Origin of the sequence: Mesorhizobium sp. BR1-1-16 (genome assembly GCF_020165495.1) — a bacterium.
Taxonomy (GTDB): domain Bacteria; phylum Pseudomonadota; class Alphaproteobacteria; order Rhizobiales; family Kaistiaceae; genus Kaistia.
In genome coordinates this window covers 395,655-419,988 of sequence record NZ_JAIUIE010000003.1, presented here as the reverse complement: position 1 = coordinate 419,988, position 24,334 = coordinate 395,655, and the positions used below count along the sequence as shown (strand labels likewise).

The window sequence follows — 24,334 nt, the reverse complement described above, 5'->3', positions numbered from 1 at the left end:
AACGCGCGAGGTACGGCTTGGTTTCACACGCTTCCTGTGACGAGCACGATCTTTCCGATGTGGTCCGAGCTCTCCATGCGTTGATGCGCCTTCGAGGCGTCGCGAAGTGGCAGTGTCGAATCGATCAGCGGGCGAACCTGGCCCACCTCGATCAGTGGCCACACCTCGCGATGGACAGATGCGGCGAGGCGCTCCTTGAAGGCAACGGGCCGGGCTCTCAGCGTCGACCCGGTCCAGGTCAGACGCCGCGTCATCAGGCGTTGCGCGTCGAGGTGGATGTCCGATCCGCCGAGAAAAGCGATCTGCACGATCCGGCCATCCTCAGCCGCGGCCGCGATGTTGCGAGCGACATAATCACCGCCGACCATGTCGAGGATGACGTCGGCGCCGCGTCCATCCGTTGCCGCCTTGGTCGCCTCCACGAAGTCTTCGTCCCGATAATTGATCGCGACGGACGCACCGAGACGGATACAGGCCTCGCATTTGTCAGCCGAGCCCGCCGTTGCGATCACGCGTGCGCCCCGCGCCGCCGCGATCTGGATGGCGGTCGTACCGATGCCGGACGTTCCGCCATGCACCAGCAGCGTCTCCCCTTCGAGGAGGCCGCCGCGCTCGAACACATTGTGCCAGACCGTGAACACCGTCTCCGGCAGCGCCGCGGCCTCGACCAGCGAAAGGCCGGCCGGGACGGGAAGGGCGCAGCCTGCAGATGCGACGGCATATTCGGCATAGCCGCCGCCGGAGAGCAGGGCCGTCACCGCGTCGCCGATCGCATGTCCGCCTGCGCCCGGGCCGACAGCGGCGACATGGCCCGCGACCTCGAGCCCGGGCAGGTCGGATGCGCCCTTTGGCGGCGGATAGTGACCCTGGCGCTGGAAGATATCGGGCCGGTTCACGCCTGACGCCGCAACGCGGATCAGGACTTCGCCCGGTCCGGGACTCGGCAGGGGCCGCTCGACAACGCGGAGGACCTCAGGGCCGCCGGCGCCGTCCATCGCGATGGCGGCCATGCTGGCAGGAAGATCGGGCATGGGAATTGTCCTTATCAGCGTCGCTGCAAGGGGCGACCATTGTTGCTAGTCTCTGTCGCAGAAGGCTTTGAGGCAAGGAGGCGCCAGGATGTCGTTGTTCGATGAACCACCAAAGCAGAAGCCACAACCGCATCGGCTGGGTGAGGATCTTGCGGCCCTCTCCATCGACGAGCTGAATGAACGGGTCAGCCTTCTCGAAGAGGAAATTGTCCGTCTGCGTGCTGCCATCGAGGGCAAGACTGCGTCGCGGCATGCGGCCTCGAGCTTCTTTAAGAGCTGACCATCCGTTAGTGAAGCATTAACCTTTACGGTCGATTATATGGGGTGTCCGGATCTCCGGATCGGAGCGGGGCCTGTCCGCTCTGTCTCTCTCCCTCCCTGTTGACCTATAAGAGCCGTGCCAGAAGCGGCTCTTTTTTTGTTTGCCCGGCTGTATGCGCCGTTGGCAGGAATCCTTTAGCGGTTCGCTGCCATGGTGCACCGAAGGGATTGGCCGCTTGCGAGCGGTCCGAGAGGTTGGCAGGCGCGATGAGCAACGATAATTCGACGACACGAGATGATGTGGCGCCGATCGTCTTCGGACGGCGTTTCGCGCATTCCGAGACATTCAAGACGCTGTTTCGCGAGGGCATGGCGCTGGTCGAGGAAACCGCGGCCTATCTCGATGGCGACGGCCGCTCGGAATCGCGCGAACTGATGCGCACCGCTTCGCTCGGCTATGCGACCGAATCGATGCGCCTGACGACACGCCTGATGCAGATCGCTTCATGGCTGTTGCTGCAGCGCGCGGTGAATGACGGGGAAATGACGCCCGAACAGGCGGGCGAGGAACAGGCGAAGGTTCGCCTCCGGGGCTACAGCTCCTCCGTCACGGGTCCCGCCTGGGATGAATTGCCGGCAAGGCTCCGTTCGCTGATCGAGCGATCCATACGGTTGCAGGAGCGGGTCATCCGGCTCGATGATGCGCTTTCTGGCGCCTTGCAGGACGTCCCTGCCGACAACCCGGTCGGTCACCAGATCAGCCGCCTCGCGCGCGCCTTCGGCGGCGCCGAATAGCGGGCCTCATCGGCAGGGTGGATGCTTCAAAATGAAAAACCCCGGCGCAGGCGCCGGGGTTTTCGTATCAGCTTGCCGGCGCTGGAAATCAGCCGCCGATGAAGCCCTTGAACTTGTTATTGAACCGCGAAACGCGGCCGCCGCGGTCCAGCAGCGTCTGGTTGCCGCCGGTCCAGGCCGGATGGGTCGAGGGATCAATGTCGAGCTGGAGCTTCGCGCCCTCCTCGCCATAGGTCGACCGGGTCTGGTACTCGGTGCCGTTCGTCATCACGACCGTGATGGCGTGATAGTCAGGATGAATGCTCTTCTTCATCGCTCGGTCCTTCGAAACCGGTCTCATCAGGACCGCTCTGCCGGTCGGGCATCTTGCCCGCACAGCCACATGAATGGGAAAACCGGCCGCGCATCGGCGACCGCTCTATCGGGGCGACGATATAGCCCACCCCTCCGGCGCGCACAAGAGCGGAGCCGTGCTTGAAACGGCCGAATCCCTCATGCAACTAAGCCGGAGGAGCGGCGCCGGCCGCGCGAAGGATCGGAAGCGACATGACTGACCGCGACGACCGGCAGCGGGACGTGACGGAGCGCCGCCGCAGCGCCCTGAAGCCGCTGCGCATGCTGGTGCCCTATGTGCTGCGCTACAAAGCGCAACTGACCGGCGCTGCACTCGCGCTCATTGCGGCGGCCGGGGCGACCCTGACTGTTCCCATGGCCGTCCGGCGGATGATCGATCACGGCTTCAATGCCGACGATGCCGCAGCGATCAACACCTATTTCCTGGCGCTGATCGGGGTGGTCGCCGTGCTGGCGGCGGCCTCAAGCCTCCGCTTCTATTTCGTCACCTGGCTTGGCGAGCGCGTGGTCGCGGATCTCCGGGCGGACGTCTTCCGCCATCTCGCCTCGCTCGGTATCGACTTCTTCGATCGCAGCCGTTCCGGCGAGATCACATCGCGCCTGACGGCTGATACGACGCAGATCAAGGCTGTCGCCGGTGCCAACGTGTCGATCGCACTCCGGAACATCGTGATGTTCATCGGCGCGATCGGGCTGATGGTCGTCACGAGCCCCGGCCTTTCGGCGCTGGTGCTGGTGGCGCTTCCGGTCGTGGTGCTCCCTCTGGTCGGCTTCGGCCGCCGCGTCCGCGTTCGCTCGCGCAAGGCACAAGACATGCTGGCCGATGCGTCGGCCTATGCCAGCGAAGCGATCGGCGCGATTCGTACGGTGCAGGCTTCGACGGCGGAGGGCGCGGTGACGGGGCGTTTCACCGCGGCGGTCGAAGCGGCCTTCATCGCTGCACGCCAATCGACGGCGGCGCGTGCCGCGCTGACCGCCTTCGGAATCTTCATGGTGTTCGCCAGCATGGTCGCGATCCTCTGGTGGGGCGCGCAGGACGTGCTGGCCGGCCGGATGAGCCCCGGAACCCTCGGCCAGTTCCTCTTCTACGCTGTCATCGGCGCGGGAGCGCTCGGCGAACTCAGCCAGGTCTGGGGCGATATCGCTAATGCCGCCGGCGCCGCCGAGCGGCTTTCAGAGATCCTCGACGAGCGGCCGAGCATCGCGGCGCCGGTCGCGCCTTACGCGCTGCCGCTGCCCGCCCGAGGCGCGGTCACCTTCGAGAATGTCTCGTTCCGCTATCCCGAGGGTGGCCGCGAGGCTTCGATTGCCGGCATCGACTTCGCGATCCGGCCGGGCGAGCGCATCGCCGTTGTGGGCCCGTCTGGCGCCGGCAAATCGACATTGTTCAACTTGATCCTGCGCTTCTACGACCCGACCAGCGGCCGCGTTCTCTTTGACGGGATCGATCTTGCCCGGCTCGATCCGCTCGCGCTTCGTCGCCAGATCGCCATCGTGCCGCAGGATCCCACCATCTTCGCCGCGACTGCCGGCGAAAACATCGCCTTTGGCGATGCCACTGCCACGCCGGAGGCGATTCGCGCCGCTGCGCGGGCTGCCCATGCCGACGGGTTCATCGCGGCCCTGCCAGGGGCCTATGCGACGGAACTCGGCGAGCGTGGCGTCACGCTGTCGGGTGGCCAGCGCCAGCGCATAGCCATCGCCCGGGCCGTGCTGCGCGATGCGCCGCTGTTGCTGCTGGATGAGGCGACCAGCGCGCTCGACGCCGAAAGCGAGGCGGCGGTGCAGGAAGCGCTCGACCGCCTGATGGCGGGGCGCACGACGATCGTCATCGCTCATCGCCTGGCGACGATCCTGAAGGCCGACCGCATCCTGGTCATGGACGGCGGAAGGATTGTCGAGGAGGGCCGCCATGAGCAGCTCGTCGGCGCCGGCGGCCTCTATGCGCGGCTGGCGCGGCTGCAGTTCCGCGCCGACGCAGCCTGATATCAGGGCAGGAATGCCTTGAGACGCTCACGCTGCAGATAGATCACCACCAGCAGCAGCGCCGCGATAACGATCGTGTGGACGACGTCGCCATGCAGCACGAACGCCTGCGTGATGAACGCGCCGATGTCGATGCAGAGCAGCAGGACAGCGCCGAGAACCGACACTGCCGGTACCAGGAGCGCGATGCTGCCGATCAATTCGAGAAGGCCGGTCAGATAGCGGAACCACTGACCAAGGCCGATGACGCCGAACTCCTCAACCATCGTCGGCTGGCCCGAGAGCTTCATGAACGCTGCCATCAGGAACAGCGCCGCAAGCAGGACACATAGTACCCAGATGACGATCGTCATCACGCGCGACGGGGCAGACATGGCGGCCATCTGGAAACTCCGGGCTGAGGCAGTCTGCAGCATGATCCTTTCGCCAGGATAGAAAATGCCGATTCCGGTTGACGCTGTGTTCGCTCTTGCCGCTCAGCCGAGACCCATCACCCTGCCGGCGGCGCGATCTCGGCAATGTGCGTGGCGCGCCACGCGCCGGGTGCCGGACGGAAGCCGTAGCGTTCATAGAGACGGGCGGCGGCAGGATTGTCGGTGTGGAGGCGGAGCCTCTGCCAGGTGCCGGCGGCGCGAGCAAGGCACGCGGCAACAAGTCTGTCGGCAAGGCCCCGCCGGCGCGCGGAGGTCTGGACATAGATGAAGCGCAGCCGACCGGTCTCGCCGTCCGCAATGAAAGGATCGGCGCTGATCGCGGCCATCGCCAGCAATTGCTGGCCATCGCGGGCCAGGAACAGCGCTTCGCCAGCGTCGATGAACGGGCGCGCTTCCCATGCCGGCCGGAAATCGGCGGCCCATTCGTTTTCCGTCTCGATGGCTTCCCGAAGAAGCTGATCAAGCGCGACCGGCAAGACTGGGTCGCGCCAGTGGATGATCTCGATCGGGTCGCTCGGTCCATCCATGACGCATCGCTCCCGCCGGATGTCTCGTTCCGACTAGCGTTCGGTGAGCTTCAGCTCGATGCGGCGGTTCTTCGCATTGGCCTCGTCGCTGTCGCCGGGCTCCAGGGGCTGATATTCGCCAAAGCCGGCGGCGACGAGATGCTGGGGCGAGACGCCGCGATCGATCAGATAGCGCACGACCGCGATCGCGCGAGCAGCCGACAGCTCCCAATTGTTGCGGAAGCGGCCTGTACCCGAGAGGGGGCGCGCATCGGTGTGGCCATCGACGCGCAAGACCCATGCGATCTCGGGCGGGATCTCGGCTTCGAGTTGCTTGATCGCGTCGGCCAGCTTGTCGAGTTCGGTCTTGCCGGCGTCGTTGAACTCGTCTGAGCCGGACGGGAACAGCACTTCAGACTGGAAGACGAAGCGATCGCCGACGACCCGGATATCGGGCCGGTCGCCGAGGATCTCGCGGAGGCGGCCGAAGAAATCGGAGCGGTAGCGCGACAGTTCCTGAACACGCTGGGCAAGGGCGACGTTGAGACGCTTGCCGAGATCGGCGATCTGCGTCTGGCTCTCCTGATCGCGCTTTTCGGAGGCGCCGAGCGCATCCTCGAGCGCCGCGATCTGACGGCGCAGCGCCGCGATCTGCTGGTTCAGGATCTCGACCTGCGACAGCGCCTTCTGGCTCACCACCTTCTCATTGTCGAGCGCCTTGGTGATGATGGCGATCTGGCCGTCGGCCGAATTGGCGGCCTGGGAGGACGTGTCGGCTGCGCCCTTGAGGCGGTCGCGTTCGCTTTCGGCGGCGCCCAAAGAGGCCCGCATATTGGTGAGTTCGTCGTTCAGCTCCTGCTTGTTGGAGCGCTCCATCGCAAGCAGTTCCGTCAGCTCCGCGATCTGCGAATTGAGACGGTTCAGCACCGTGTCCTTGCCGGTGATCTCCCGCGTCTGCAGGAATTGCAGCAGCGCGAAGATCGAGAGCAGGAAAATGAAGACGAGCAGGAGATTGGAGAGGACGTCGACGAAGGCAGGCCAGACATCGCTTCTCGCCTCGCGGCGGCGGGCGCGCACGGCCAAGTCTATTCTCCCGCCGTTGGCTGTTTCAGCGCGCGGGCGATGACTTCGAGCAATTGCTGGATGTCGCGCTGCTGGTCGGCTTGCTGCTCGACCCAGCCGCGCACCACCTGCTGCTCGCTGCGCATGTGCTGGACAAGGCCCTGGATGCCTTCGGCGAGATTGGCCATGGCCGCCGTTGCGCGCTGCGAGGACGCGGGCGCACCGGCGCCGCCGCCTTCCTGGAGGGCCAGCGTCAGCCGCTCAACGGCGAGGCGAAGATCATCGCCGGAGGCGGCGCGGTCGTTCACGTCAAGCATCGTCGGATCGAGGTCGGTGACCGTCGCGAGCCAGTCCTCGAGCTCGGTATAGAACTTGTTCTGTGCCTGGCCGGCCTGCAGATCAAGGAAACCGAGGATCAGGGAGCCCGACAGGCCGAACAGCGAGGACGAGAAGGCGGTGCCCATGCCGGTCAGCGGGCCCTGGAGGCCGGCTTTCAGATCCTCAAAGATGACGGCGCTGTCGCCTGTGCCGACATTCAGCGAGCCGATGGCGTCCGCAACAGCGCTCACCGTCTGCAGCAGGCCCCAGAAGGTGCCGAGCAGGCCGAGAAAGATCAGCAGGCCGGTCAGATAGCGCGAGGTGTCGCGGTCCTCATCGAGGCGCATCAGGATCGAATCGAGCACCGACCGCATGGTCTGGGTCGAGATCGACATGCGGCCGATGCGGTCGCCGAGGATCGCGGCCATTGGCGCCAGCAGGACGGGCATGCGCTCCATCTCTGCCGAGCGGTCCGACGTGCGGAAGGAATTGACCCAGCGGATTTCGGGGAAGATGCGGATCACCTGGCGGAACGCCAGCATGATGCCGATCGCGAGCACCGCGAGAATGACGCCGTTCAGCGCCGGATTGGCGAGGAAGGAGGCATAGGCCTGGCGATAGAGGATCAGCGCGACAAAGCCGGCGATGATCAGGAAGATGATCATCCGCCAGAGATAAACCTGGGGGCTCGCCAGCCTGTAGGGATCGAAGTCTCGTGCCATCGGTCGCGCCGGCCGTCTCACAAAGGGGAGGTGTCCCTACTCCTGTAGCGTGATTTGGCCGGAATTAGGAAGACTTTTGGACAGCCGGGCGATCAGGTCGCCCGGCCACGTCTCTTGATCGCAGCGTGGCCGGTCAGGCCGCCTGCTTTTCCTTGGCCTCGGTCCATTCGCCGACAGTGGCGAGGCCGTTCATCTCGCAGCGATGCAGGAAAGCGCGCTGGCCGGCCCCGACGTTCTCGGCCTTGCCATCCCAAGCCTTGATCGCGGCGGATTGAAGCGCGCGGCCATAGGAGAAGGTGATCGGCCAGGGCAAGTCCTTGATCTTGTTGATGGCCGAGAGATTAGCCGTTGCTTCCTCGTCGGACTGGCCGCCGGAGAGGAAGGCGATCCCCGGGACAGTGGTCGGGACGCTCGCATGGAACACCGCGATCGTCCGCTCGGCGATCTCTTCCGGGCTGACGACCTGGCCGCTGTCCTTGCCCGGGACGATCATGTTCGGCTTCAGGATCATGCCGGTGAGATCGACGCGGAGGCGCGCCAGTTCCTCGAACACGACGCGCAGCACTTCCTGCGTGACCGCCTGGCAGCGCTCGATGTCATGCGTTGCCTCTGCGCCGTCCATCAGCACTTCCGGCTCGACGATGGGCACGATGCCTTCGGACTGGCAGAGCGCGGCGTAGCGGGCGAGGGCATGGGCGTTCGCATAGGTCGCGCCGGAGGTCGGCAGAACCTTGGAGATGGCAATCGCGGCGCGCCATTTGGCGAAGCGGGCGCCAAGGCCGCGATATTCGGCTAGCCGCTTGCCGAGGCCATCAAGACCCTCGGTGATCGTTTCACCCGGGAAGCCGACCATCGGGATCGCGCCGGCATCGACCTTGATACCCGGGATCGAGCCGGCATCCTCGATCAGCTTGACGAGCGGCGTGCCGTCCTTGGCCGACTGGCGGATCGTCTCGTCGAAAAGGATGACGCCGGAGATATGGTCGTGCATCGCCTCGCGGGCGCTGAACAGCATCTCGCGATAGTCTCGCCGGCTTTCGACGGTCGAGGTCAGGTTGATGGTGTCGAACCGCTTCTTGATCGTGCCGGAGCTCTCGTCGGCGGCAAGGAGCCCCTTTTGCGGCACAACCAGACGGCGGGCAATGTCCTGCAAGCTCTCGCTCATGCGTATCGGTCTCTCGTCGAGGCGGGAACCGGCCGATCCGATCCGCTAGCCCTGCATAACGTGCGAGTTTTGATTTTGCATCGCAAAATAAAACCGGCAGTAGAGAACGTTCCGCCAGGATGAAGAGGTCGTCAATCCGGGCGATCACGCCGCCCGCGAGAGATCAGCGACCACACATCATCCGCGACGGAGCACCTCGACGCCCGGCAGTTGCTTGCCCTCGAGCCATTCGAGGAAGGCGCCGCCAGCCGTCGAGATATAGCTGAAATCATCGGCCGCGCCGGCTGCATTCAGCGCGGCCACGGTGTCGCCGCCGCCGGCGACCGAGAGGAGGTGACCGTCGCGGGTCCGCGCCGCTGCGTGCTGCGCTGCCGCCAGCGTGCCACGATCGAACGGCTCCATTTCGAAGGCGCCGAGCGGTCCGTTCCAGACCAGCGTCGCGGCGTCGTCGATCGCCGACTTGACGCGCTCGATCGAGTGCGGGCCGATGTCGAGGATCATCGCATCGGCGGGAATTGAATCAACCGCATAGGCCTGGCTCGGCGCGCGCGCCTCGAAGCGCCAGGCGACGACGGCGTCGACCGGCAGGATGATGGCGCAGCCGCTGTCGGCGGCCGTCGCGAGTATGCGGCGGGCGGTATCGGCCAGCTCATGCTCGCAGAGCGACTTGCCGACATTGTAGCCCTGCGCGTTCAGGAACGTATTGGCCATGCCGCCGCCAATGACCAGCGCGTCGACCTTGGTGACCAGATTGTTCAAGAGTTCGATCTTGGACGAGACCTTGGCACCACCGACGACGGCAATCACCGGGCGCCGCGGCGCGGTCAGCGCCTTTTCGAGCGCTTCGAGTTCCGACTGCATCGAGCGCCCGGCAAAGGCCGGGAGCTGGCGCGCGATGCCTTCGGTCGAAGCATGGGCGCGATGCGCGGCGGAGAAGGCGTCGTCGACATAGATATCGCCGAGTTCGGCCAGCGCGGCAACGAAGATCGGGTCGTTCTTTTCCTCGCCCTTGTGGAAGCGCGTATTCTCCAGCAGCAGCACGTCGCCGTCCGACATCCTGGCGATCGCCGAGGCGGCGTCGTTGCCGATGCAGTCATTGGCGAAGGCGACGGGCTTGCCGAGCAGCGTCTGCAGCACGGGAACCACCGGCGCGAGCGACATGTCGGAGACGCGCTCACCCTTCGGCCGGCCGAAATGGGCGAGCAGGATCGCCTTGCCGCCTTTCTTGGTCACTTCGTTGACCGTCGGCAGGATGGCGCGGATGCGGGTGTCGTCCGTGACGACACGGTCGTTCATCGGCACATTCAGATCGACGCGGATGAGGACCCGCTTGCCCTTCACTTCGGCGGAATCAAGGGTTCGAAAGGCGGTCATGCTGCGTGTCCCCAAGGATTGCTGCGGGTCCGGACGGCGCCCGAACCCGATTGTCATCTTTAGCTTCTGTTCGTCCCGAGGATCAGATCGTCGTGATGATCAGATCAGCTTGGCGAAGGCGACCGACATGTCGGCCATGCGGTTCGAGAAGCCCCATTCATTGTCGTACCAGGCGAGGACGCGGACGAAATTGCCGTCGATCACCTTAGTCTGGTCGAGATGGAAGGTGGCCGAATGCGGGTCGTGGTTGAAGTCGTGCGAAACGTTCGGCTGGTCGGTGATGGCGAGGACGCCCTTCAGCGGGCCGGCGGCGGCTGCCTTCATCGCCTCGTTGATCTCGTCGATCGTCGTAGCGCGCTTGGTGACGAGCTTGAAGTCGATGAGCGAGACATTCGGCGTCGGCACGCGGATCGAGCTGCCGTCGAGCTTGCCCTTGAGTTCCGGGATCACCAGGCCGATCGCCTTGGCTGCGCCGGTCGAGGTCGGGATCGAGGACAGCGCTGCCGCACGGCCGCGGTAGAGGTCCTTGTGCATCGTGTCGAGCGTCGGCTGGTCGCCGGTGTAGGAATGGATCGTCGTCATGAAGCCGTGCTCGATCCCGACCGCTTCCTGAAGCACCTTGGCGACCGGAGCGAGGCAGTTGGTCGTGCAGGAGCCGTTGGAGATGACGAGGTGATCCTTCGTCAGGCCATGGTGGTTGACGCCATAAACGGCCGTGAAGTCGGCATGGTCGGCCGGGGCCGAGACGATGACGCGCTTGGCGCCGGCGGTGAGATGCGCCGCGGCCTTGTCGCGGGACGTGAAGATGCCGGTGCATTCGAGGGCGATGTCGATGTTCATCTCGCCATGCGGCAGCGTCGCCGGATCCTTGATCGCGGTGACGCGGATCGGCTTGCCGTCGACGACGATGCTGTCGCCTTCGACCTTAACTTCCTTCGGAAAGCGGCCATGGACCGAATCGAAGCGGAGAAGGTGCGCATTGGTCTCGACCGGGCCGAGATCATTGACCGATACGACCTCGATGTCCGTGCGGCCCGATTCAACGATCGCGCGCAGGATGTTGCGTCCGATCCGGCCAAACCCGTTGATAGCAACCCGCACCGCCATATCTGGTCTCCTGAAGAGGCGCCCTGCGCCGTCGTTGTCATGGTCGGCCGGGACACACGCCCGGCCGCTCCGTCAATTACGTGTTCGAGTCGAGCCGCTTCAGCGCTGCATCCGCAGCGGCCTCGGCGGTGATCCCGAAATAGGGGTAGAGCGCTTCGATCGGCGCGCTGGCGCCAAAGGTGCTCATGCCGATGAAGATGCCGTCATTGCCGATGAAGGCGTCCCAGCCCTGGCGAATGGCGGCTTCGACGGCGACCTTGACCTTCGAATTGCCAATCGTGGCGGCGCGGTAGGCCTCGTCCTGCTTGAAGAACAGCTCGAAGCAGGGGACGGAGACGACGCGGGCCGTGCGGCCGGCGGCCTCGATCTTCGCCTTGGCGTTGACAGCGATCTCAACTTCCGAGCCGGTGGCGAACAGCGTCACGTCGGCGGTCTCGGGACCGTCGATGAGATAGGCGCCGCGGGCCGACTTGTTCTCGGACGAATGCTGGACGCGCAGCACTGGCAGGTTCTGGCGCGAGAGAGCGAGCAGCGACGGATTGTGCCGGCTTTCGAGCGCGATCTGCCAGACTTCGGCCACTTCGACGGCGTCGGCGGGACGGAAGACGTTGAGCTGCGGGATGGCGCGTAAGGCGGCGAGATGCTCGACCGGCTGGTGGGTCGGGCCGTCCTCGCCGAGGCCGATCGAGTCATGCGTCATCACATAGATGACCGGCGCGCCGGTGAGCGCCGAAAGGCGGATCGCCGGGCGGGCGTAATCGGAGAAGACGAGGAACGTGCCGCCATAGGGCGCGAAGCCGCCATGCTGCGCGATGCCGTTCATCGCCGCCGACATGCCAAATTCGCGGATGCCGTAATGAATGTAGCGGCCCGAATAATCGTCGGGCGTCAGCGGACGCTGCGGCTTGCCGCGCGTCAGGTTCGAGCCGGTCAAGTCAGCCGAGCCACCGACCATCTCCGGGACGATGGCGGTCAGCATGTCGAGCGCCATTTCCGAGGATTTGCGAGTGGCGACCTTCGGCTTCGTGTCGGAAAGGCTGCGCTTGTAGGCTTCGATTGCCGCCTCGAAATTGCCGGGCAGCACATTGGCGAAGCGGCGCTTGAATTCCGACTTCACGTCGTGCTCGCGGGCGGCGAAGCGCGCTTCCCAGGCCTCGCGATCGGCGACCCAGCGCTTGGCAGTCTCGTGCCAGGCGGTGGAGACGTCGTCCGGGATCTCGAAAGCGGGGTAGGGCCAGTGCAGCGCCTCGCGGGCGCCGGCGATCTCGGTCGCGCCGAGGGCCGAGCCGTGCGAGGCGTGGCTGTCGGCCTTGGTCGGGGCGCCGTAGCCGATGATGGTCTTGCAGGCGATCATCGACGGCTTGTCGGAGGCCTTGGCGCGCTCGATGGCGGCGGCGACAGCTTCGCGGTCGAAACCGTCAACATGCTCGGCATTCCAGCCCGACGCCTTGAAGCGGGCGACCTGGTCGATCGAGGTGGCGAGGTCGGTGTGGCCGTCGATGGTGATGCGGTTGTCGTCCCAGAGGACGATCAGCTTGTTGAGCTTCAGATGGCCGGCAAGATCGATCGCCTCGTGGCTGACGCCTTCCATCAGGCAGCCGTCACCGGCGATGACGTAAGTGTGGTGGTCGACGATATCCTCGCCGAATTCGGCGGCGAGCATGCGCTCTGCCAGCGCGAAGCCGACGGACATGGCGAGACCCTGGCCGAGCGGGCCGGTCGTCGTCTCGATGCCGGTCGTGTGGAAGTTCTCGGGATGGCCGGGCGTCTTCGAATGAAGCTGACGGAATTGCTTCAACTCGTCCATCGTCACGACGCTGGAGCCGAGCAGCTCGAGGATCGAATAGAGCAGCATCGAGCCGTGGCCAGCCGACAGGATGAAACGGTCGCGATCCGGCCAATGCGGCTGAGCGACGTCAAATTTCAGGAAGCGGGTGAACAGCACGGTCGCGACATCCGCCATGCCCATCGGCATGCCGGGATGGCCCGACTTGGCTTTCTCGACGGAATCCATGGCGAGCGCGCGGATGGCGTTGGCCATGCGCGTTTCGAGTTGGGGATCAATCATGATTTGCTCTTCGCTTCGAATGGGGGCGGAGCTGATCGCAATGCCGCGCCCGGCCTCGTTGTCGTTCGGATCGATACCCGGCCGCAGCGACCGTCCGGAAAGGTCGTTGCGACAAATAACAGGTCAGGGAGTCGAGTCAATCGCGGGCGGCGACCGGGTGGCGGCTTCGAATCGGCTGTCTTCATGGCGTTTTCCTTTGCCGGCGACGCGCCATTGACGCTCGCTTCCGGCCCTGCCTAGAATCAAGCGACTGGGTTTCGATGCCGGGGCAAACATGCTTCGACACCGGGGCAGGGGGGCGAGGCAGATATGCAAGGGGCGTCTCCGATCGAGAATGCGCTAAGGCGGCTGACAGCTGCGCTCGATGCGCTGGAAGGCGCCGTCGACGGGCGGCTGGATTCCGGTCACCGGCTGGAGGAACTCGAGGCCGAATTGCAGCGCATCAGTCTCGACCGGTCGCGTCTGGCACAATCGCTCGACGTCGCTGAGGCGCGCTCCGACCGGGTGGAAGACGCGAATCAGGACGTGTCGCGACGCCTCGTCGCAGCGATGGAGACGATCAGGTCCGTCCTCGATCGCAACGGAGCGTAAGCCCATGCCGCAGGTCAACGTCACCATCAACGGCAAGATCTACCGCATGGCCTGCGATGACGGCCAGGAGGCCCATCTCGAGGGCCTTGCGGATCGCCTCAACGTCGTCATCGATCGGCTGCGCGGGAGCTTTGGCGAGATCGGCGACCAGCGGCTCACGGTGATGGCGGCGCTCACCATGGGCGACGAACTCACCGAGGCGCACCGGCGCATCCGCCGCCTCGAAGCAGAGCTCGCCGGCATCAACGAGAACAAGTCCGCCGTCATCGCGCGGTATGAAGAGGCTGAAGCGGGCTTTGCGCGGGCCATCGACCAGGTGGCTCTCCGCATCGAGGGCTTTGCTGACCGCCTGGTCGCGCAGCGCCGCCACGGCTGAGGCCCGGGAACTCCGGGCGCCATAAGGCCGTTTCCTCTCGAATTGCCATTTCGAGGAGGCACCGATGGCCGAAACCGGTCTTTCCGTGAAAACGGGTCCTGAGGCCCGCGCGAAAGTGTTCGCGCTGGTGGCGGACGCGCATATCGCGATGATGGCCAATCTCGGCGAACATGGCCGCTGGCATGCGCGGCCGATGGCGACCGGCAAAGAGCCGCTCGATGGCGCCCTGTGGTTCCTGACCGATGCCCGCTCCGGCAAGATCGAGGAGCTGGAGCAGGAGCCGACGGTCCTGCTCGCTTATTCCGACGAAGCGGCGGGCCGCTATGTTTCCATTTCCGGTATGGCCTCGATTTCGCGCGAGCCCGGCAAGGTGCGCGCGCTGTGGTCGGAAGCGGCGCGGCCGTGGTTTCCGGGCGGTCCCGATGATCCCTATCTCGCGCTGATCCGCGTCGATATCGAGGAGGCCGAATATTGGGACGCGCCGTCTTCGGCCATGGTCAGCCTCTATGGCTATGCCAAGGCCATGTGGACGGATGAGAAGCCGGATGGGGACGGCGAGCACGGCACGGTGGATTTTTCCTAGGAGGCGGGGCAGTGGTCGCCTATATTGGCGATGGCGATGCTGCGCGGCCCGACAGGATGTCTAATTCCCCGGGGCCTTATCGATCCAAAAGGGAGCTGTCCCTGTCCTGGCCCCTGGGCTTGGATACACGGAGCCCACCTACGCTGTAGGTTCCCGGGATCGATCAATCCATCGGCCCATCGTGGGTCGCCACCTTCCTTTCCGCTCTGATCATCCGAGAGCCGGTTTCGTCTTGTCCGAGAAATCCGAGCTTCGAGCCGTTGCGCTCGCCCGGCGCGATGCGATTTCGCCGGAGGCGCGGGTGGCCCATGCGGCCGCAGCTGCCGAGCGCGCCAAGCCGGTATTGGTTGAGCTGCGCGGCCGCATCCTCTCCGCCTATTTCCCGATCCGCAGTGAGGCCGATCCAGGGCCGCTGATGACGGTGGCGGCGGCGCGGGGTGCCGAGCTCGCCCTGCCGATCACCACGCCGTCCGGCCTCGTGTTTCGCCGGTGGCACCATGGCGAGCCGCTGGTTCCCGCCGGGTTTGGCACGTCGGGCCCATCGCCGGCCGCGCCGGCCGTGGTCCCGGACATCCTCGTGGTGCCGCTCGCCGCCTTCGACCGGCGGCTGCACCGGATCGGCTATGGCAAGGGCCATTATGACCGCGCGATCGATGGGCTGCGGGCTCTTGGACACCGGCCGCTGCTGATCGGCCTTGCCTTCGCGGTTCAGGAAGTCGAAAAGGTTCCTTTCGAGCCGCATGATATTCCCCTCGATTTCATCGTCACGGAGGAAGAGCTGATCGCGGCGGCGGGCGCCTGATGGCGCCGACCTTTTTGGGGATCGACCGTGCGTCTGCTTTTCCTCGGTGACATCGTCGGGCGGCCCGGACGGGCTGTCGTCGCCAATCTGCTTCCCGGCCTCGTCGACCGTCACCGGCTCGATTTCGTCATCATCAATGGTGAAAACGCCGCCGGTGGTTTCGGTATTACCGAAGAGATCGTGCAGGACGTGCTCGATGCCGGGGCCGATGTCATCACCACCGGTAACCACGCCTTCGACCAGCGCGAGGCGCTGGTCTTTGCCGAGAGGCAGCCGCGCTTCCTGCGCCCGGTGAACTTCCCCGCCGGCACGCCCGGTCGGGGCGCCAATCTCTTCGTTGCCCGCAATGGCGCCCGTGTGCTCGTCGTTAATGTCATGGGCCGCGTGTTCATGGACGCGCTCGACGATCCGTTCGCGGCGCTCGACCGCGAGGTCGCCGCCTGTCCGCTCGGCGAGCAGGCCGACGCGATCGTCATCGATTTCCACGCCGAAGCGACAAGCGAGAAGCAGGCGGCGGCGCATCATCTCGACGGTCGCGTCAGCCTCGTCGTCGGTACGCATACCCATGTGCCGACAGCCGACCATCGCATCCTGCCGGGCGGCACTGCCTATCAGTCGGATGCCGGCATGTGCGGCGACTATGATTCCGTGCTCGGGATGGAGAAGGAGGAGCCGGTGCGCCGCTTCCTGACCAAGATCCCGTCAGGCCGGTTTTCGCCAGCCAGCGGGGAGGGGACGCTCTGCGGTATCGCCGTCGAGATCGACGAGGCGACCGGTCTTGCCAAGGCCGTGGCGCCGCTCGCCATCGGCGGCGTGCTCGAACAGCGGCTGCCACCGTTCTGGGCCTGAATTGGTTCTGGGGTTGACGGGCAGCGTCATTCCGTGATCGGAGAAGCGCCCACCCGTCATTCGTCTTCGCCCGGCCTCGACGGGAGCGACCGCTCCCTCGGCACGGCGCAACAGGAGTTCCGTCATGGCCCGTTCGGCCCTCTTGAATGTCATGGTCGCCGCCGCGATGAAGGCCGGCCGGACCCTCGCGCGCGATTTCGGCGAGGTCGAAAACCTGCAGGTTTCGCTGAAGGGACCGGGAGACTTCGTGTCGGCCGCCGACAAGAAGGCTGAGCGGACCCTCGTCGAAGAGCTTTCGAAGGCGCGGCCCGGCTATGGCTTTCTCGCCGAGGAATCCGCCGAGATCGAGGGCACCGACCGTGCCCATCGCTGGATCATCGATCCGCTCGATGGCACCACCAATTTCCTGCACGGCATCCCGATCTTCGCCATTTCGATCGCGCTGGAGCGCGAGGGCCAGATCGTCGCCGGCGTCATCTTCAATCCAGTGATGGACGAGCTCTATGTCGCCGAGCGCGGCGGCGGGGCTTTCGTCAACGACCGCCGCATGCGGGTCGCCAAGCGCACGGCGCTCCCGGATTGCGTGATCGCGACCGGCATCCCGCATCTCGGCAAGCCCGGCCACGCGCCTTATCTCCAGACGCTCGGTCGCGTGATGATGGAGACCTCGGGCGTGCGCCGCAATGGCGCGGCGGCGCTCGATCTCGCCTGGGTCGCCTCCGGCCGGTTTGACGGCTTCTGGGAAGATGGCCTGAAGCCTTGGGATATCGCTGCTGGCTTGCTGATGATCCGCGAGGCCGGCGGCTTCGCCAGCGATCTCAATGGCGGCGACACGATGATGCAGAGCGGCGATGTCTGCGCCGGCAACGAAACCATTCACCGCAAGCTGCTGGCGACGCTCGCACGGTCCTGACGGCGGCACTGTAGGCGCCTTGGCGCCGCGTCCCGTTTTCGCCACAAGGCTGTGCCGGAGTCCGGCGGTTTTTCAAGAAGCCGAAGCATGGCCAAATCCACAAAGACCGGCAGCAATCCGCAGCAATCGTCGAAGAAGAAGAAGGGTGCGGCGCTCGATCCGCCCTTCGCGCGGCTCTGCCTGATCACGCCGCCCGTGTTCGATGCGGCAACCTTCGCGCCGCTTCTCGACGCGGCGCTCGCATCAGGCGCGGTGGCTTCGCTGATCATCGCAACGGAGGGGCTGGCGCCGGACCTTCGCCTTGCCGCTGCCGAGAAGCTGGTGCCGATCGCGCAGGCGAATGGCGCCGCCGCGATCCTCACCGACAGTGACCTCTTGGTGCGGGCGGGCGCCGACGGGCTGCATGTTGCCGGCGGCATCGCGGATCTGCGCCGCGGCGTTGACCAGTGGCGGCCCGACCGCATCGTCGGTGCCGGCGACATCCACAGCCGCCACGAGGCGATGCTGCTTGCCGAAACTGAATGCGATTATCTGTTCTTCGGTCGCTTCGACGGCGATGACGGCGCCGCGATCCACGACAAGACACTCGATCTCGCTGCCTGGTGGTCGGCACTGTTCGAGATTCCGGCCATCGTCATGGGTGGTACGAGCCTCGACTGCATTGCCGAGGCGGTGGCCGCGCGCATCGAATTCGTCGCACTTCGTGCTGCGATCTGGGAGCATCCGGATGGCCCGGCCGCAGCTGTCGAAGCCGCAGCCAGCCTTGTCCTAGCGGCGCAGCCCGAGGCGGCGACATGAGGCTTGTCGTCCTGGCCTCTGTCCTGGCACTCGGCATCGTCGTTCCGGTGGCAGCCGGTGCCGCGCCGCCGAAGCCCGAGCCGAAGCCGGCGGGAAATGCCGCCACGACGACCCCGGCGCCCGCAGCAGGGCCGGCGGGCGAGCCCGATGGCAAGGCCGAATTGTTCCAGCCGCCCCCCGATCCCATGCTCGGCGTGCCGCCGCCGGATGCCGGCGTTCTGCCCTCTGCCGATCAATATCTGCGCTCTGGGCGCGGTCTCGATGTCGATGTCGGCGATCCCGCCTTTGGCGCATTCCAGCGCGGCCTTTACCTCACCGCCTTCAAGCTGGCGCTCGAGCGGGCGAAGGTCGGCGACCCTGCGGCGCAGACGCTTGTCGGGCGGATCTATCAGGATGGTCTCGGCGTCAAGCAGAGCGACCGCGCCGCCGCGGCCTGGTATCAGCAGGCAGCGCTCGGCGGCGACCCGGCGGCCCAGCTGGCGCTTGGGCTGCTTTATCTGGACGGACGCGGCGTCAAGAAGGACAAGGCCAAGGCGGCCGACGCCTTCGAGCAGGCGGCGGCCTGGAACGACCGCGCCGCGCTCTACAATCTCGGCCTTCTTTATCTCGAAGGCGAGGTGCGGCCGCGCGATCCGCTGAAGGCTGCCGATCTGTTCGGCAGGGCCGCGGCGCAGGGCAGCGCCGACGCGCAATACGCGCTGGGCGAACTTTATGCGGCGGGCGACGGCGTCATTCTCGACGATACGATCGCCACGATGTGGCTCGGCAAGGCTGCAGCGGCTGGCCATGCGGACGCCGAAGTCGAATACGGCATTCGCCTGTTCAATGGCGTGGGAATCGCCAAGGACGAAGCTGCTGCTGCGACATGGTTCAAGCGCGCGGCAGAGGCCGGCAACCCGATCGGCCAGAATCGCTATGCGCGGATGCTGGCGATCGGCGCCGGCGTGCCGCAGGACCGGGTCGAGGCGGCGAAGTGGCATCTGATCGCCGCGAAGGCGGGTGCCAAGGACGACTGGCTCCAGGATTTCATCGGCCGTCTTTCGGATGCCGATCGCAAGAAGGCGACCGATGAGGCGGCGCACTGGCCGCCGGGCAGCGTGGCTTCGCCGGTCGCTGCGCAATCGCTGAAGCATGATGGCCAGGCGCCAAAGCCTGTCATGACTGGCCCGGCTCCGGCCGATGAACTGCCCCCGCCAGGGCTCAAACCGCCGGTCGAGGTGGCGAAACCGCCGCCGGGTTGAGCCTCGCCGGCTTTATTTCGGGCGGCCCAGCCCCTATAAGCGGCCATCGAACGACGAGCGCGGGTCTGCCGCGCCGCAGCTGACAGGACGACGGACGATGGCCGGCCATTCACAATTCAAGAACATCATGCACCGCAAGGGCGCAGCCGACGCCAAGCGCTCCAAGCTGTTCGCCAAGCTGGCCCGCGAGATCACCGTGGCCGCCAAGCTCGGCCTGCCTGATCCGAAGATGAATGCGCGGCTGCGTCTCGCGATCCAGAATGCGCGCGCCGAAAACATGCCGAAGGACAATGTCGATCGCGCCATCAAGAAGGCGCTCGGCAATGACGGCGAGAACTATGACGAGATCCGCTACGAGGGTTACGGGCCCGGCGGCGTCGCCGTCGTGGTCGAGGCGCTGACCGACAATCGCAACCGTACGGCGAGCGCGGTCCGCTCTTATTTCACCCGCGCCGGTGGCGCGCTCGGCGAGACCGGCGCCGTCTCGTTCATGTTCGATCATGTCGGGCAGATCACCTACAAGCCCGAGGCGGGCACGCCCGACGCCATCATGGAGGCGGCGATCGAAGCCGGCGCCGATGATGTCGAGAGCACCGAGGAAGGCCATGTCGTGATCGCCGCTTTCGAGGCGATGGGCGACGTCGCCAAGGCGCTCGAAGAAAAGATTGGCGAGGCCGAGTCGGTGAAGCCCGTCTGGAAGCCGCAGAATCTCGTCCCCGTCGACGAAGAGAAGGCAGCTTCGCTGCTGAAGCTGATCGACCAGCTCGACGACGATGACGACGTCCAGGCCGTCTACACCAATTTCGAAGTTTCGGACGAGGTGTTGCAGAAGCTGACGGCCGCCTGATCGGGACGCCCGCTCACGTCGCCAACACATTTTCGCGTGCTGTCCTTTGGGGCGTCCGTTTGGGCTAGACTGTCCACCGGGGCCTCCATCGGAACCGGATCATGCGCGCGCATACTCTCTTCAATCGCCTGTTTGTCGGCGTCGCACTCGTTGCTGCGACCTCTGCCTTTGCCGCCTCTCCGCCAACCCGCGTCCGCGGCACGGTCGAGACGCTGACCGGCGACCTTTTGACCGTCAAGCAGGCGGATGGGACCGAGAAGACCATCCATCTGCCGCCGCATCTTTCGGTCACGGCGCTCGCGAACAGCAAGCTCTCCGACATCAAGGCCGGCGATTATGTCGGCTCCGCTGCCGTCGCCGGAGCGGACGGCAAGCTGCATGCGCAGGAGGTGCACATCTTCTCGGCGGCCATGCGCGGCGTTGGCGAGGGCCACCATCCGATGGCCGGACCCAACCAGACCATGACCAATGCGACGGTCGCCACCGTGACCGCGGATCCGGCCGGCTCGACGTTGCAGCTGACCTACCCCGGTGGCGCGCAGTCGATCGAGGTGGATCCTGATACGCGCATCGTCGCTATCATCCCCGGCGACATGGCGCTGGTGAAGCCGGGCGCGCTCGTCGCCGTGATGGTCAATCCGCAGGGCGATGGCGCGCTGACGGCGCGCGCGATCCAGGCGGAGAAGGACGGCGTCCCGCCGCTTTAGGCGGGCGTTCACCGAACGTTCTTCTTTGCCGCGCCATCTTCGTCTAGTGCTGGAGGATGGTGGCAGTGATTCGGATATTGGGCATCGACCCAGGTTTGCGACGGACAGGCTGGGGCCTCATCGAGTGCCGCGGCAATACGCTATCCTATGTCGCGGCCGGAACCGTCCGCGCGACGCTCGACGGCGAAATGGCGCATCGGCTCGTGGCGCTGCATGAGGGGCTGACCAAGATCGTCGCGGCTTTTCAGCCCGACGAGGCGGCCGTCGAGCAGACTTTCGTCAACAAGGATCCCGCCGGCACGCTGAAGCTCGGCCAGGCGCGCGGCATCGCGTTGCTGGTGCCGGCGCTGGCGGGTATTTCCGTTGCCGAGTACTCGCCCAACTCGGTCAAGAAAACCGTTGTCGGCGCCGGTCATGCCGAGAAGGCGCAGATCCGCATGATGGTCGGCGTGCTGCTGCCGAAGGCCGATTTCGATTCGGACGACGCGGCCGACGCGCTGGCGGTTGCCATCTGCCACGCCCATCACCGCGTCTCGCTGGCGCGGATGAAGGCGCTGGTGGGTTGAGGCAGGCTTGTGAGATGATTCCGCCTGTTTTCATTCGTGGCGCATCCGGGACGCGGCTGCCGGATCGGCGCCGGTCGCAGGCCGTCACGACACCTACGATTCGCTACAGTGCCATCGGGGACATCAGCATATGATCGGCAAGCTCAAGGGCATCGTCGATTCCTTCGGGGAAGACTGGGTCATCCTCGATGTCGGCGGCGTCGGCTATCAGGTGCATTGTTCCTCGCGCACGCTGCAGGGGCTGCCGGCGCCGGGCGAGGCGGCGCAACTCGCGATCGAGACCTATGTTCGCGAGGACATGATCCGCCTCTATGGCTTTGCCGCCGATGTCGAGCGTGAGTGGTTTCGCCTCCTGATGACCGTGCAGGGTATCGGCGCCAAGGTGGCGCTGGCGATCCTCGGTGTGCTGAAGCCGGGCGATCTCGCGACCGCCATCGCCATGGCCGACAAGGCGCAGATCGCGCGGGCGCCGGGCGTCGGGCCGAAGGTGGCGGCGCGCGTCGTGGCCGAACTGAAGGACAAGGCACCGGCCTATTCGACGGCCGATCCCGCCGCGATTGCCTTGCAGACCGAGCTTTCCGAGAAGCGGGCGCCACAGCCGATCGCCGATGCGGTCTCGGCGCTCGTCAATCTCGGCTATCCGCAGGTCCAGGCCGGAACAGCCGTTGCGGCTGCCGCCCGCAATGCCGGCGAAGGTGCGACGACAGAGCAATTGATCCGCCTCGGCCTCAAGGAGCTTGCGCGGTGAGCGGCCATCAGCCCGAGATCGCGCCGCGTCCATCAGGCGGGCGCGAACTGTTCCAGATCACGGTTGGCGTGGCGTTGTTCGTGCTGGTCGCGCCATTGGTCTTGGGCGCGGTGCTGTTCCTCGGCGTCATCCTGACGACCTTTGCCGGTGATGCGATCGATGCGCTGACCATCGGCCGCCGCTTCGATCCAACGACGTCGATGGTGGTCGCGACCGGACTGATGCTGGTGCTGCTGCGTGTCGGCTGGCTGATGATCTATGGCGCGCTGTTGTTGCCCTCCGCGATGGCCGGCGCTGCGATCGCGGTTCGCCAGATTCTGTTCGGTACGGTCGGTTGGCGATTCGCTGCCGCGACAGGGATCGCCGTCGGGCTCATCGCCGATATCGCCGTTGTCGGCTATGGCCACCCGTTCCTCGGCGCGACGCGGATCGCGCTCTTCGCCGGTTGGGTCGTGCTCGGCAGTCTCATCGCGACGCTCATCTGCTGGCGTGTCGCGTCGCTGGCGCCCGCTGCCGCGGGATGGACGCGATGAGCAATGGCTGCTGCAGCATCTCTCTGCTAGGGACGTTGCCGATGAGCGCGGCCTTGCCGCCGCCGGAGGGACGATGAGCGACAGCCGATTGCTTGGCGGCGCCGAGCAGCAGGAAGATGACGACCGCACGCTGCGGCCGAAGGTGCTGGCCGATTTCGTCGGCCAGGCGCAGGCACGCGCCAATCTTTCGGTGTTCATCGAGGCGGCGCGCGGACGCAAGGATGCGCTCGATCATGTGCTGTTCGTCGGCCCGCCCGGTCTTGGCAAGACGACGCTGGCGCAGATCGTCGCGCGCGAGCTCGGCGTCAATTTTCGCGCGACTTCGGGTCCCGTCATCGCCAAGGCCGGCGATCTCGCGGCACTTCTGACCAATCTCGAGGAGCGCGACGTCCTCTTCATCGACGAGATCCACCGGCTGTCGCCGGCCGTCGAGGAGATCCTCTATCCGGCGATGGAGGATTATCAGCTCGATCTGATCATCGGCGAGGGCCCCGCGGCTCGCTCGGTGCGCATCGAACTCGCAAAATTCACGCTGGTCGGCGCGACGACGCGGCTGGGCCTCCTGACGACGCCGCTGCGGGATCGCTTCGGCATCCCCGTGCGCCTGCAGTTCTATACGGTGCCCGAGCTTGAACACATCGTCTCGCGCGGCGCGCGGCTGATGGGTGTCGCCATGAGCGAGGATGGCGCCAGCGAGATCGCGCGACGCTCGCGCGGGACGCCGCGCATCGCCAGCCGGTTGCTCCGGCGGGTGCGTGACTTTGCGCTCGTCGAGGGGTCGGGCGTCATCGACCGGGCGATCGCCGACAAGGCGCTGCTGCGGCTCGAGGTCGACGCGATGGGGCTCGATCAACTCGACCGGCGCTATCTGACGACGATCGCGATGTCGTTCGGCGGCGGCCCTGTTGGCATCGAGACGATCGCCGCAGCACTCGCCGAGCCGAGGGATGCGATCGAGGAGATCGTCGAGCCCTATCTGATCCAGCAGGGCATGGTTCAGCGCACGCCGCGCGGCCGCGTCCTGACGCCGCATGCCTTTGCGCATCTCGGCCTTGCCGCGCCGAGCGTGCCGGCCCTTCCACTCCCTCTTTTCGAGGAAGACCCGTGAGCGAGGCCAATCTTCCCTCGTCCGGCCGCCATACGGCCGATGGCCATGTGCTGCCGATCCGCATCTATTTCGAGGACACGGATTTCTCCGGCGTCGTCTATCACGCCTCCTATGTCCGCTTCCTGGAGCGGGGCCGCACCGAATATGTGCGCCTGCTCGGCGTCCATCACGCGGCGCTCGATGCCGGCGAAACCGGCGAATCGCTCGCCTTCGCCGTTCACAGGCTCGAAATCGAGTTCCGCCGTCCGGCTAGGATCGACGATGTCGTCGAAGTCGTGACGCGGCCGAAGGAGATTCGCGGGGCGCGGATCATCCTGTCGCAGCAGGTCATGCGGGACGGAGAGCGGCTCGTCGACGCGACCGTGACGGTGGTTCTGGTCAACCGGGCCGGTCGGCCGTGCCGTATTCCGGACGCGCTGGCGGAGCGTTTCGCTGCGGCGCCGCAATAAGGATTGATTAACCATGCTCCCGCTATAAGCAAGCGACGCG

28 protein-coding genes and 1 other RNA gene are annotated in these 24,334 nt (G+C 65.8%); 19 read left to right on the top strand and 10 right to left on the bottom strand.

Features of this window, described 5'->3' with window-relative positions; translation table 11 throughout:
* Positions 1 to 23 precede the first annotated feature (23 nt).
* The gene (locus tag LB518_RS10515) at positions 24 to 1,031 is read right to left on the bottom strand and encodes an NAD(P)H-quinone oxidoreductase (RefSeq protein WP_224577002.1); all 1,008 of its coding nucleotides are present in this window, start codon (positions 1,029 to 1,031) and stop codon (positions 24 to 26) included.
* Positions 1,032 to 1,119: 88 nt separating this feature from the next.
* Between LB518_RS10515 and LB518_RS10510 the strand changes: the two genes are divergently transcribed.
* Positions 1,120 to 1,311 (top strand): DUF1192 domain-containing protein, encoded by a 192-nt coding sequence (locus tag LB518_RS10510; RefSeq protein WP_224577000.1) that lies wholly within the window; start codon positions 1,120 to 1,122, stop codon positions 1,309 to 1,311.
* 248 nt (positions 1,312 to 1,559) lie between these two features.
* Positions 1,560 to 2,087, top strand: a complete 528-nt coding sequence (rcdA, locus tag LB518_RS10505; protein ID WP_224576998.1) for a protease adaptor protein RcdA — start codon at positions 1,560 to 1,562, stop codon at positions 2,085 to 2,087.
* 88 nt (positions 2,088 to 2,175) lie between these two features.
* On the opposite strand, the gene rpmE is transcribed toward rcdA, so the two are convergent.
* Positions 2,176 to 2,400, bottom strand: a complete 225-nt coding sequence (gene rpmE / locus LB518_RS10500) for a 50S ribosomal protein L31 (RefSeq protein WP_224576996.1) — start codon at positions 2,398 to 2,400, stop codon at positions 2,176 to 2,178.
* 233 nt (positions 2,401 to 2,633) lie between these two features.
* On the opposite strand from rpmE, the gene LB518_RS10495 reads away from it, so the two are divergent.
* Positions 2,634 to 4,427: an ABC transporter transmembrane domain-containing protein gene (locus LB518_RS10495; protein WP_224576994.1), complete on the top strand. Its 1,794-nt coding sequence runs from the start codon at positions 2,634 to 2,636 to the stop codon at positions 4,425 to 4,427.
* 2 nt (positions 4,428 to 4,429) lie between these two features.
* On the opposite strand, the gene LB518_RS10490 is transcribed toward LB518_RS10495, so the two are convergent.
* From LB518_RS10490 to tkt, 8 genes are all read right to left on the bottom strand, one after another.
* Complete coding sequence (locus LB518_RS10490) at positions 4,430 to 4,810, bottom strand: DoxX family protein (protein ID WP_224576981.1); 381 nt, start codon at positions 4,808 to 4,810, stop codon at positions 4,430 to 4,432.
* 107 nt (positions 4,811 to 4,917) lie between these two features.
* A complete protein-coding gene (locus tag LB518_RS10485) occupies positions 4,918 to 5,388 on the bottom strand; it encodes a GNAT family N-acetyltransferase (RefSeq protein ID WP_224576979.1) in 471 nt (156 codons plus the stop codon).
* A 33-nt stretch (positions 5,389 to 5,421) separates the two neighbouring features.
* Positions 5,422 to 6,450, bottom strand: coding sequence for a peptidoglycan -binding protein (locus LB518_RS10480; RefSeq protein ID WP_224576977.1), 1,029 nt, complete (start codon positions 6,448 to 6,450; stop codon positions 5,422 to 5,424).
* Between the two features lie 2 nt (positions 6,451 to 6,452).
* The gene (locus tag LB518_RS10475; protein ID WP_224576975.1) at positions 6,453 to 7,469 is read right to left on the bottom strand and encodes a flagellar motor protein MotA; all 1,017 of its coding nucleotides are present in this window, start codon (positions 7,467 to 7,469) and stop codon (positions 6,453 to 6,455) included.
* A gap of 133 nt (positions 7,470 to 7,602) precedes the next feature.
* On the bottom strand, positions 7,603 to 8,634 hold the full coding sequence (locus LB518_RS10470) for a class I fructose-bisphosphate aldolase (RefSeq protein WP_224576973.1): 1,032 nt from the start codon (positions 8,632 to 8,634) through the stop codon (positions 7,603 to 7,605).
* 177 nt (positions 8,635 to 8,811) lie between these two features.
* Entirely contained in the window at positions 8,812 to 10,008 is a 1,197-nt protein-coding gene (locus tag LB518_RS10465; RefSeq protein ID WP_224576972.1) for a phosphoglycerate kinase, read from the bottom strand.
* A gap of 99 nt (positions 10,009 to 10,107) precedes the next feature.
* Entirely contained in the window at positions 10,108 to 11,115 is a 1,008-nt protein-coding gene (gene gap / locus LB518_RS10460) for a type I glyceraldehyde-3-phosphate dehydrogenase (RefSeq protein WP_224576934.1), read from the bottom strand.
* 76 nt (positions 11,116 to 11,191) lie between these two features.
* On the bottom strand, positions 11,192 to 13,183 hold the full coding sequence (tkt, locus tag LB518_RS10455; RefSeq protein ID WP_224576923.1) for a transketolase: 1,992 nt from the start codon (positions 13,181 to 13,183) through the stop codon (positions 11,192 to 11,194).
* A gap of 309 nt (positions 13,184 to 13,492) precedes the next feature.
* On the opposite strand from tkt, the gene LB518_RS10450 reads away from it, so the two are divergent.
* The 16 genes from LB518_RS10450 to ybgC all read left to right on the top strand — a co-directional run bounded on the left by LB518_RS10450 (position 13,493) and on the right by ybgC (position 24,294).
* On the top strand, positions 13,493 to 13,774 hold the full coding sequence (locus tag LB518_RS10450; RefSeq protein WP_224576922.1) for a DUF4164 domain-containing protein: 282 nt from the start codon (positions 13,493 to 13,495) through the stop codon (positions 13,772 to 13,774).
* Between the two features lie 4 nt (positions 13,775 to 13,778).
* Positions 13,779 to 14,150, top strand: coding sequence for a cell division protein ZapA (locus LB518_RS10445; protein WP_224576920.1), 372 nt, complete (start codon positions 13,779 to 13,781; stop codon positions 14,148 to 14,150).
* Between the two features lie 64 nt (positions 14,151 to 14,214).
* Positions 14,215 to 14,733 carry a pyridoxamine 5'-phosphate oxidase family protein gene (locus LB518_RS10440; protein WP_224576918.1) on the top strand — a complete coding sequence of 173 codons (519 nt, stop codon included), beginning with the start codon at positions 14,215 to 14,217 and terminating at the stop codon, positions 14,731 to 14,733.
* A gap of 33 nt (positions 14,734 to 14,766) precedes the next feature.
* Positions 14,767 to 14,924: non-coding RNA, 6S RNA (gene ssrS / locus LB518_RS10435), on the top strand.
* Positions 14,925 to 14,965: 41 nt separating this feature from the next.
* Positions 14,966 to 15,535: a 5-formyltetrahydrofolate cyclo-ligase gene (locus tag LB518_RS10430; protein ID WP_224576916.1), complete on the top strand. Its 570-nt coding sequence runs from the start codon at positions 14,966 to 14,968 to the stop codon at positions 15,533 to 15,535.
* A 27-nt stretch (positions 15,536 to 15,562) separates the two neighbouring features.
* On the top strand, positions 15,563 to 16,384 hold the full coding sequence (locus LB518_RS10425; RefSeq protein ID WP_224576914.1) for a TIGR00282 family metallophosphoesterase: 822 nt from the start codon (positions 15,563 to 15,565) through the stop codon (positions 16,382 to 16,384).
* A 124-nt stretch (positions 16,385 to 16,508) separates the two neighbouring features.
* Complete coding sequence (locus tag LB518_RS10420) at positions 16,509 to 17,297, top strand: inositol monophosphatase family protein (protein ID WP_224576912.1); 789 nt, start codon at positions 16,509 to 16,511, stop codon at positions 17,295 to 17,297.
* A gap of 87 nt (positions 17,298 to 17,384) precedes the next feature.
* Positions 17,385 to 18,095 (top strand): thiamine phosphate synthase, encoded by a 711-nt coding sequence (locus LB518_RS10415; protein WP_224576910.1) that lies wholly within the window; start codon positions 17,385 to 17,387, stop codon positions 18,093 to 18,095.
* Positions 18,092 to 19,336, top strand: a complete 1,245-nt coding sequence (locus LB518_RS10410) for a tetratricopeptide repeat protein (RefSeq protein ID WP_224576897.1) — start codon at positions 18,092 to 18,094, stop codon at positions 19,334 to 19,336. The genes LB518_RS10415 and LB518_RS10410 overlap by 4 nt, the downstream gene beginning before the upstream one ends.
* A gap of 97 nt (positions 19,337 to 19,433) precedes the next feature.
* The gene (locus LB518_RS10405) at positions 19,434 to 20,183 is read left to right on the top strand and encodes a YebC/PmpR family DNA-binding transcriptional regulator (protein ID WP_224576895.1); all 750 of its coding nucleotides are present in this window, start codon (positions 19,434 to 19,436) and stop codon (positions 20,181 to 20,183) included.
* Between the two features lie 101 nt (positions 20,184 to 20,284).
* On the top strand, positions 20,285 to 20,890 hold the full coding sequence (locus tag LB518_RS10400) for a hypothetical protein (RefSeq protein WP_224576893.1): 606 nt from the start codon (positions 20,285 to 20,287) through the stop codon (positions 20,888 to 20,890).
* A gap of 56 nt (positions 20,891 to 20,946) precedes the next feature.
* A complete protein-coding gene (gene ruvC, locus LB518_RS10395) occupies positions 20,947 to 21,456 on the top strand; it encodes a crossover junction endodeoxyribonuclease RuvC (protein ID WP_224576891.1) in 510 nt (169 codons plus the stop codon).
* Positions 21,457 to 21,586: 130 nt separating this feature from the next.
* Positions 21,587 to 22,204 (top strand): Holliday junction branch migration protein RuvA, encoded by a 618-nt coding sequence (ruvA, locus tag LB518_RS10390; protein WP_224576889.1) that lies wholly within the window; start codon positions 21,587 to 21,589, stop codon positions 22,202 to 22,204.
* Positions 22,201 to 22,737, top strand: a complete 537-nt coding sequence (locus LB518_RS10385) for a hypothetical protein (RefSeq protein WP_224576887.1) — start codon at positions 22,201 to 22,203, stop codon at positions 22,735 to 22,737. Before ruvA ends, LB518_RS10385 begins: the two co-directional genes overlap by 4 nt.
* A 73-nt stretch (positions 22,738 to 22,810) precedes the next feature.
* Positions 22,811 to 23,845 (top strand): Holliday junction branch migration DNA helicase RuvB, encoded by a 1,035-nt coding sequence (gene ruvB, locus LB518_RS10380; RefSeq protein WP_224576885.1) that lies wholly within the window; start codon positions 22,811 to 22,813, stop codon positions 23,843 to 23,845.
* On the top strand, positions 23,842 to 24,294 hold the full coding sequence (gene ybgC, locus LB518_RS10375) for a tol-pal system-associated acyl-CoA thioesterase (protein ID WP_224576883.1): 453 nt from the start codon (positions 23,842 to 23,844) through the stop codon (positions 24,292 to 24,294). Before ruvB ends, ybgC begins: the two co-directional genes overlap by 4 nt.
* The last annotated feature ends 40 nt before the right edge of the window (positions 24,295 to 24,334 follow it).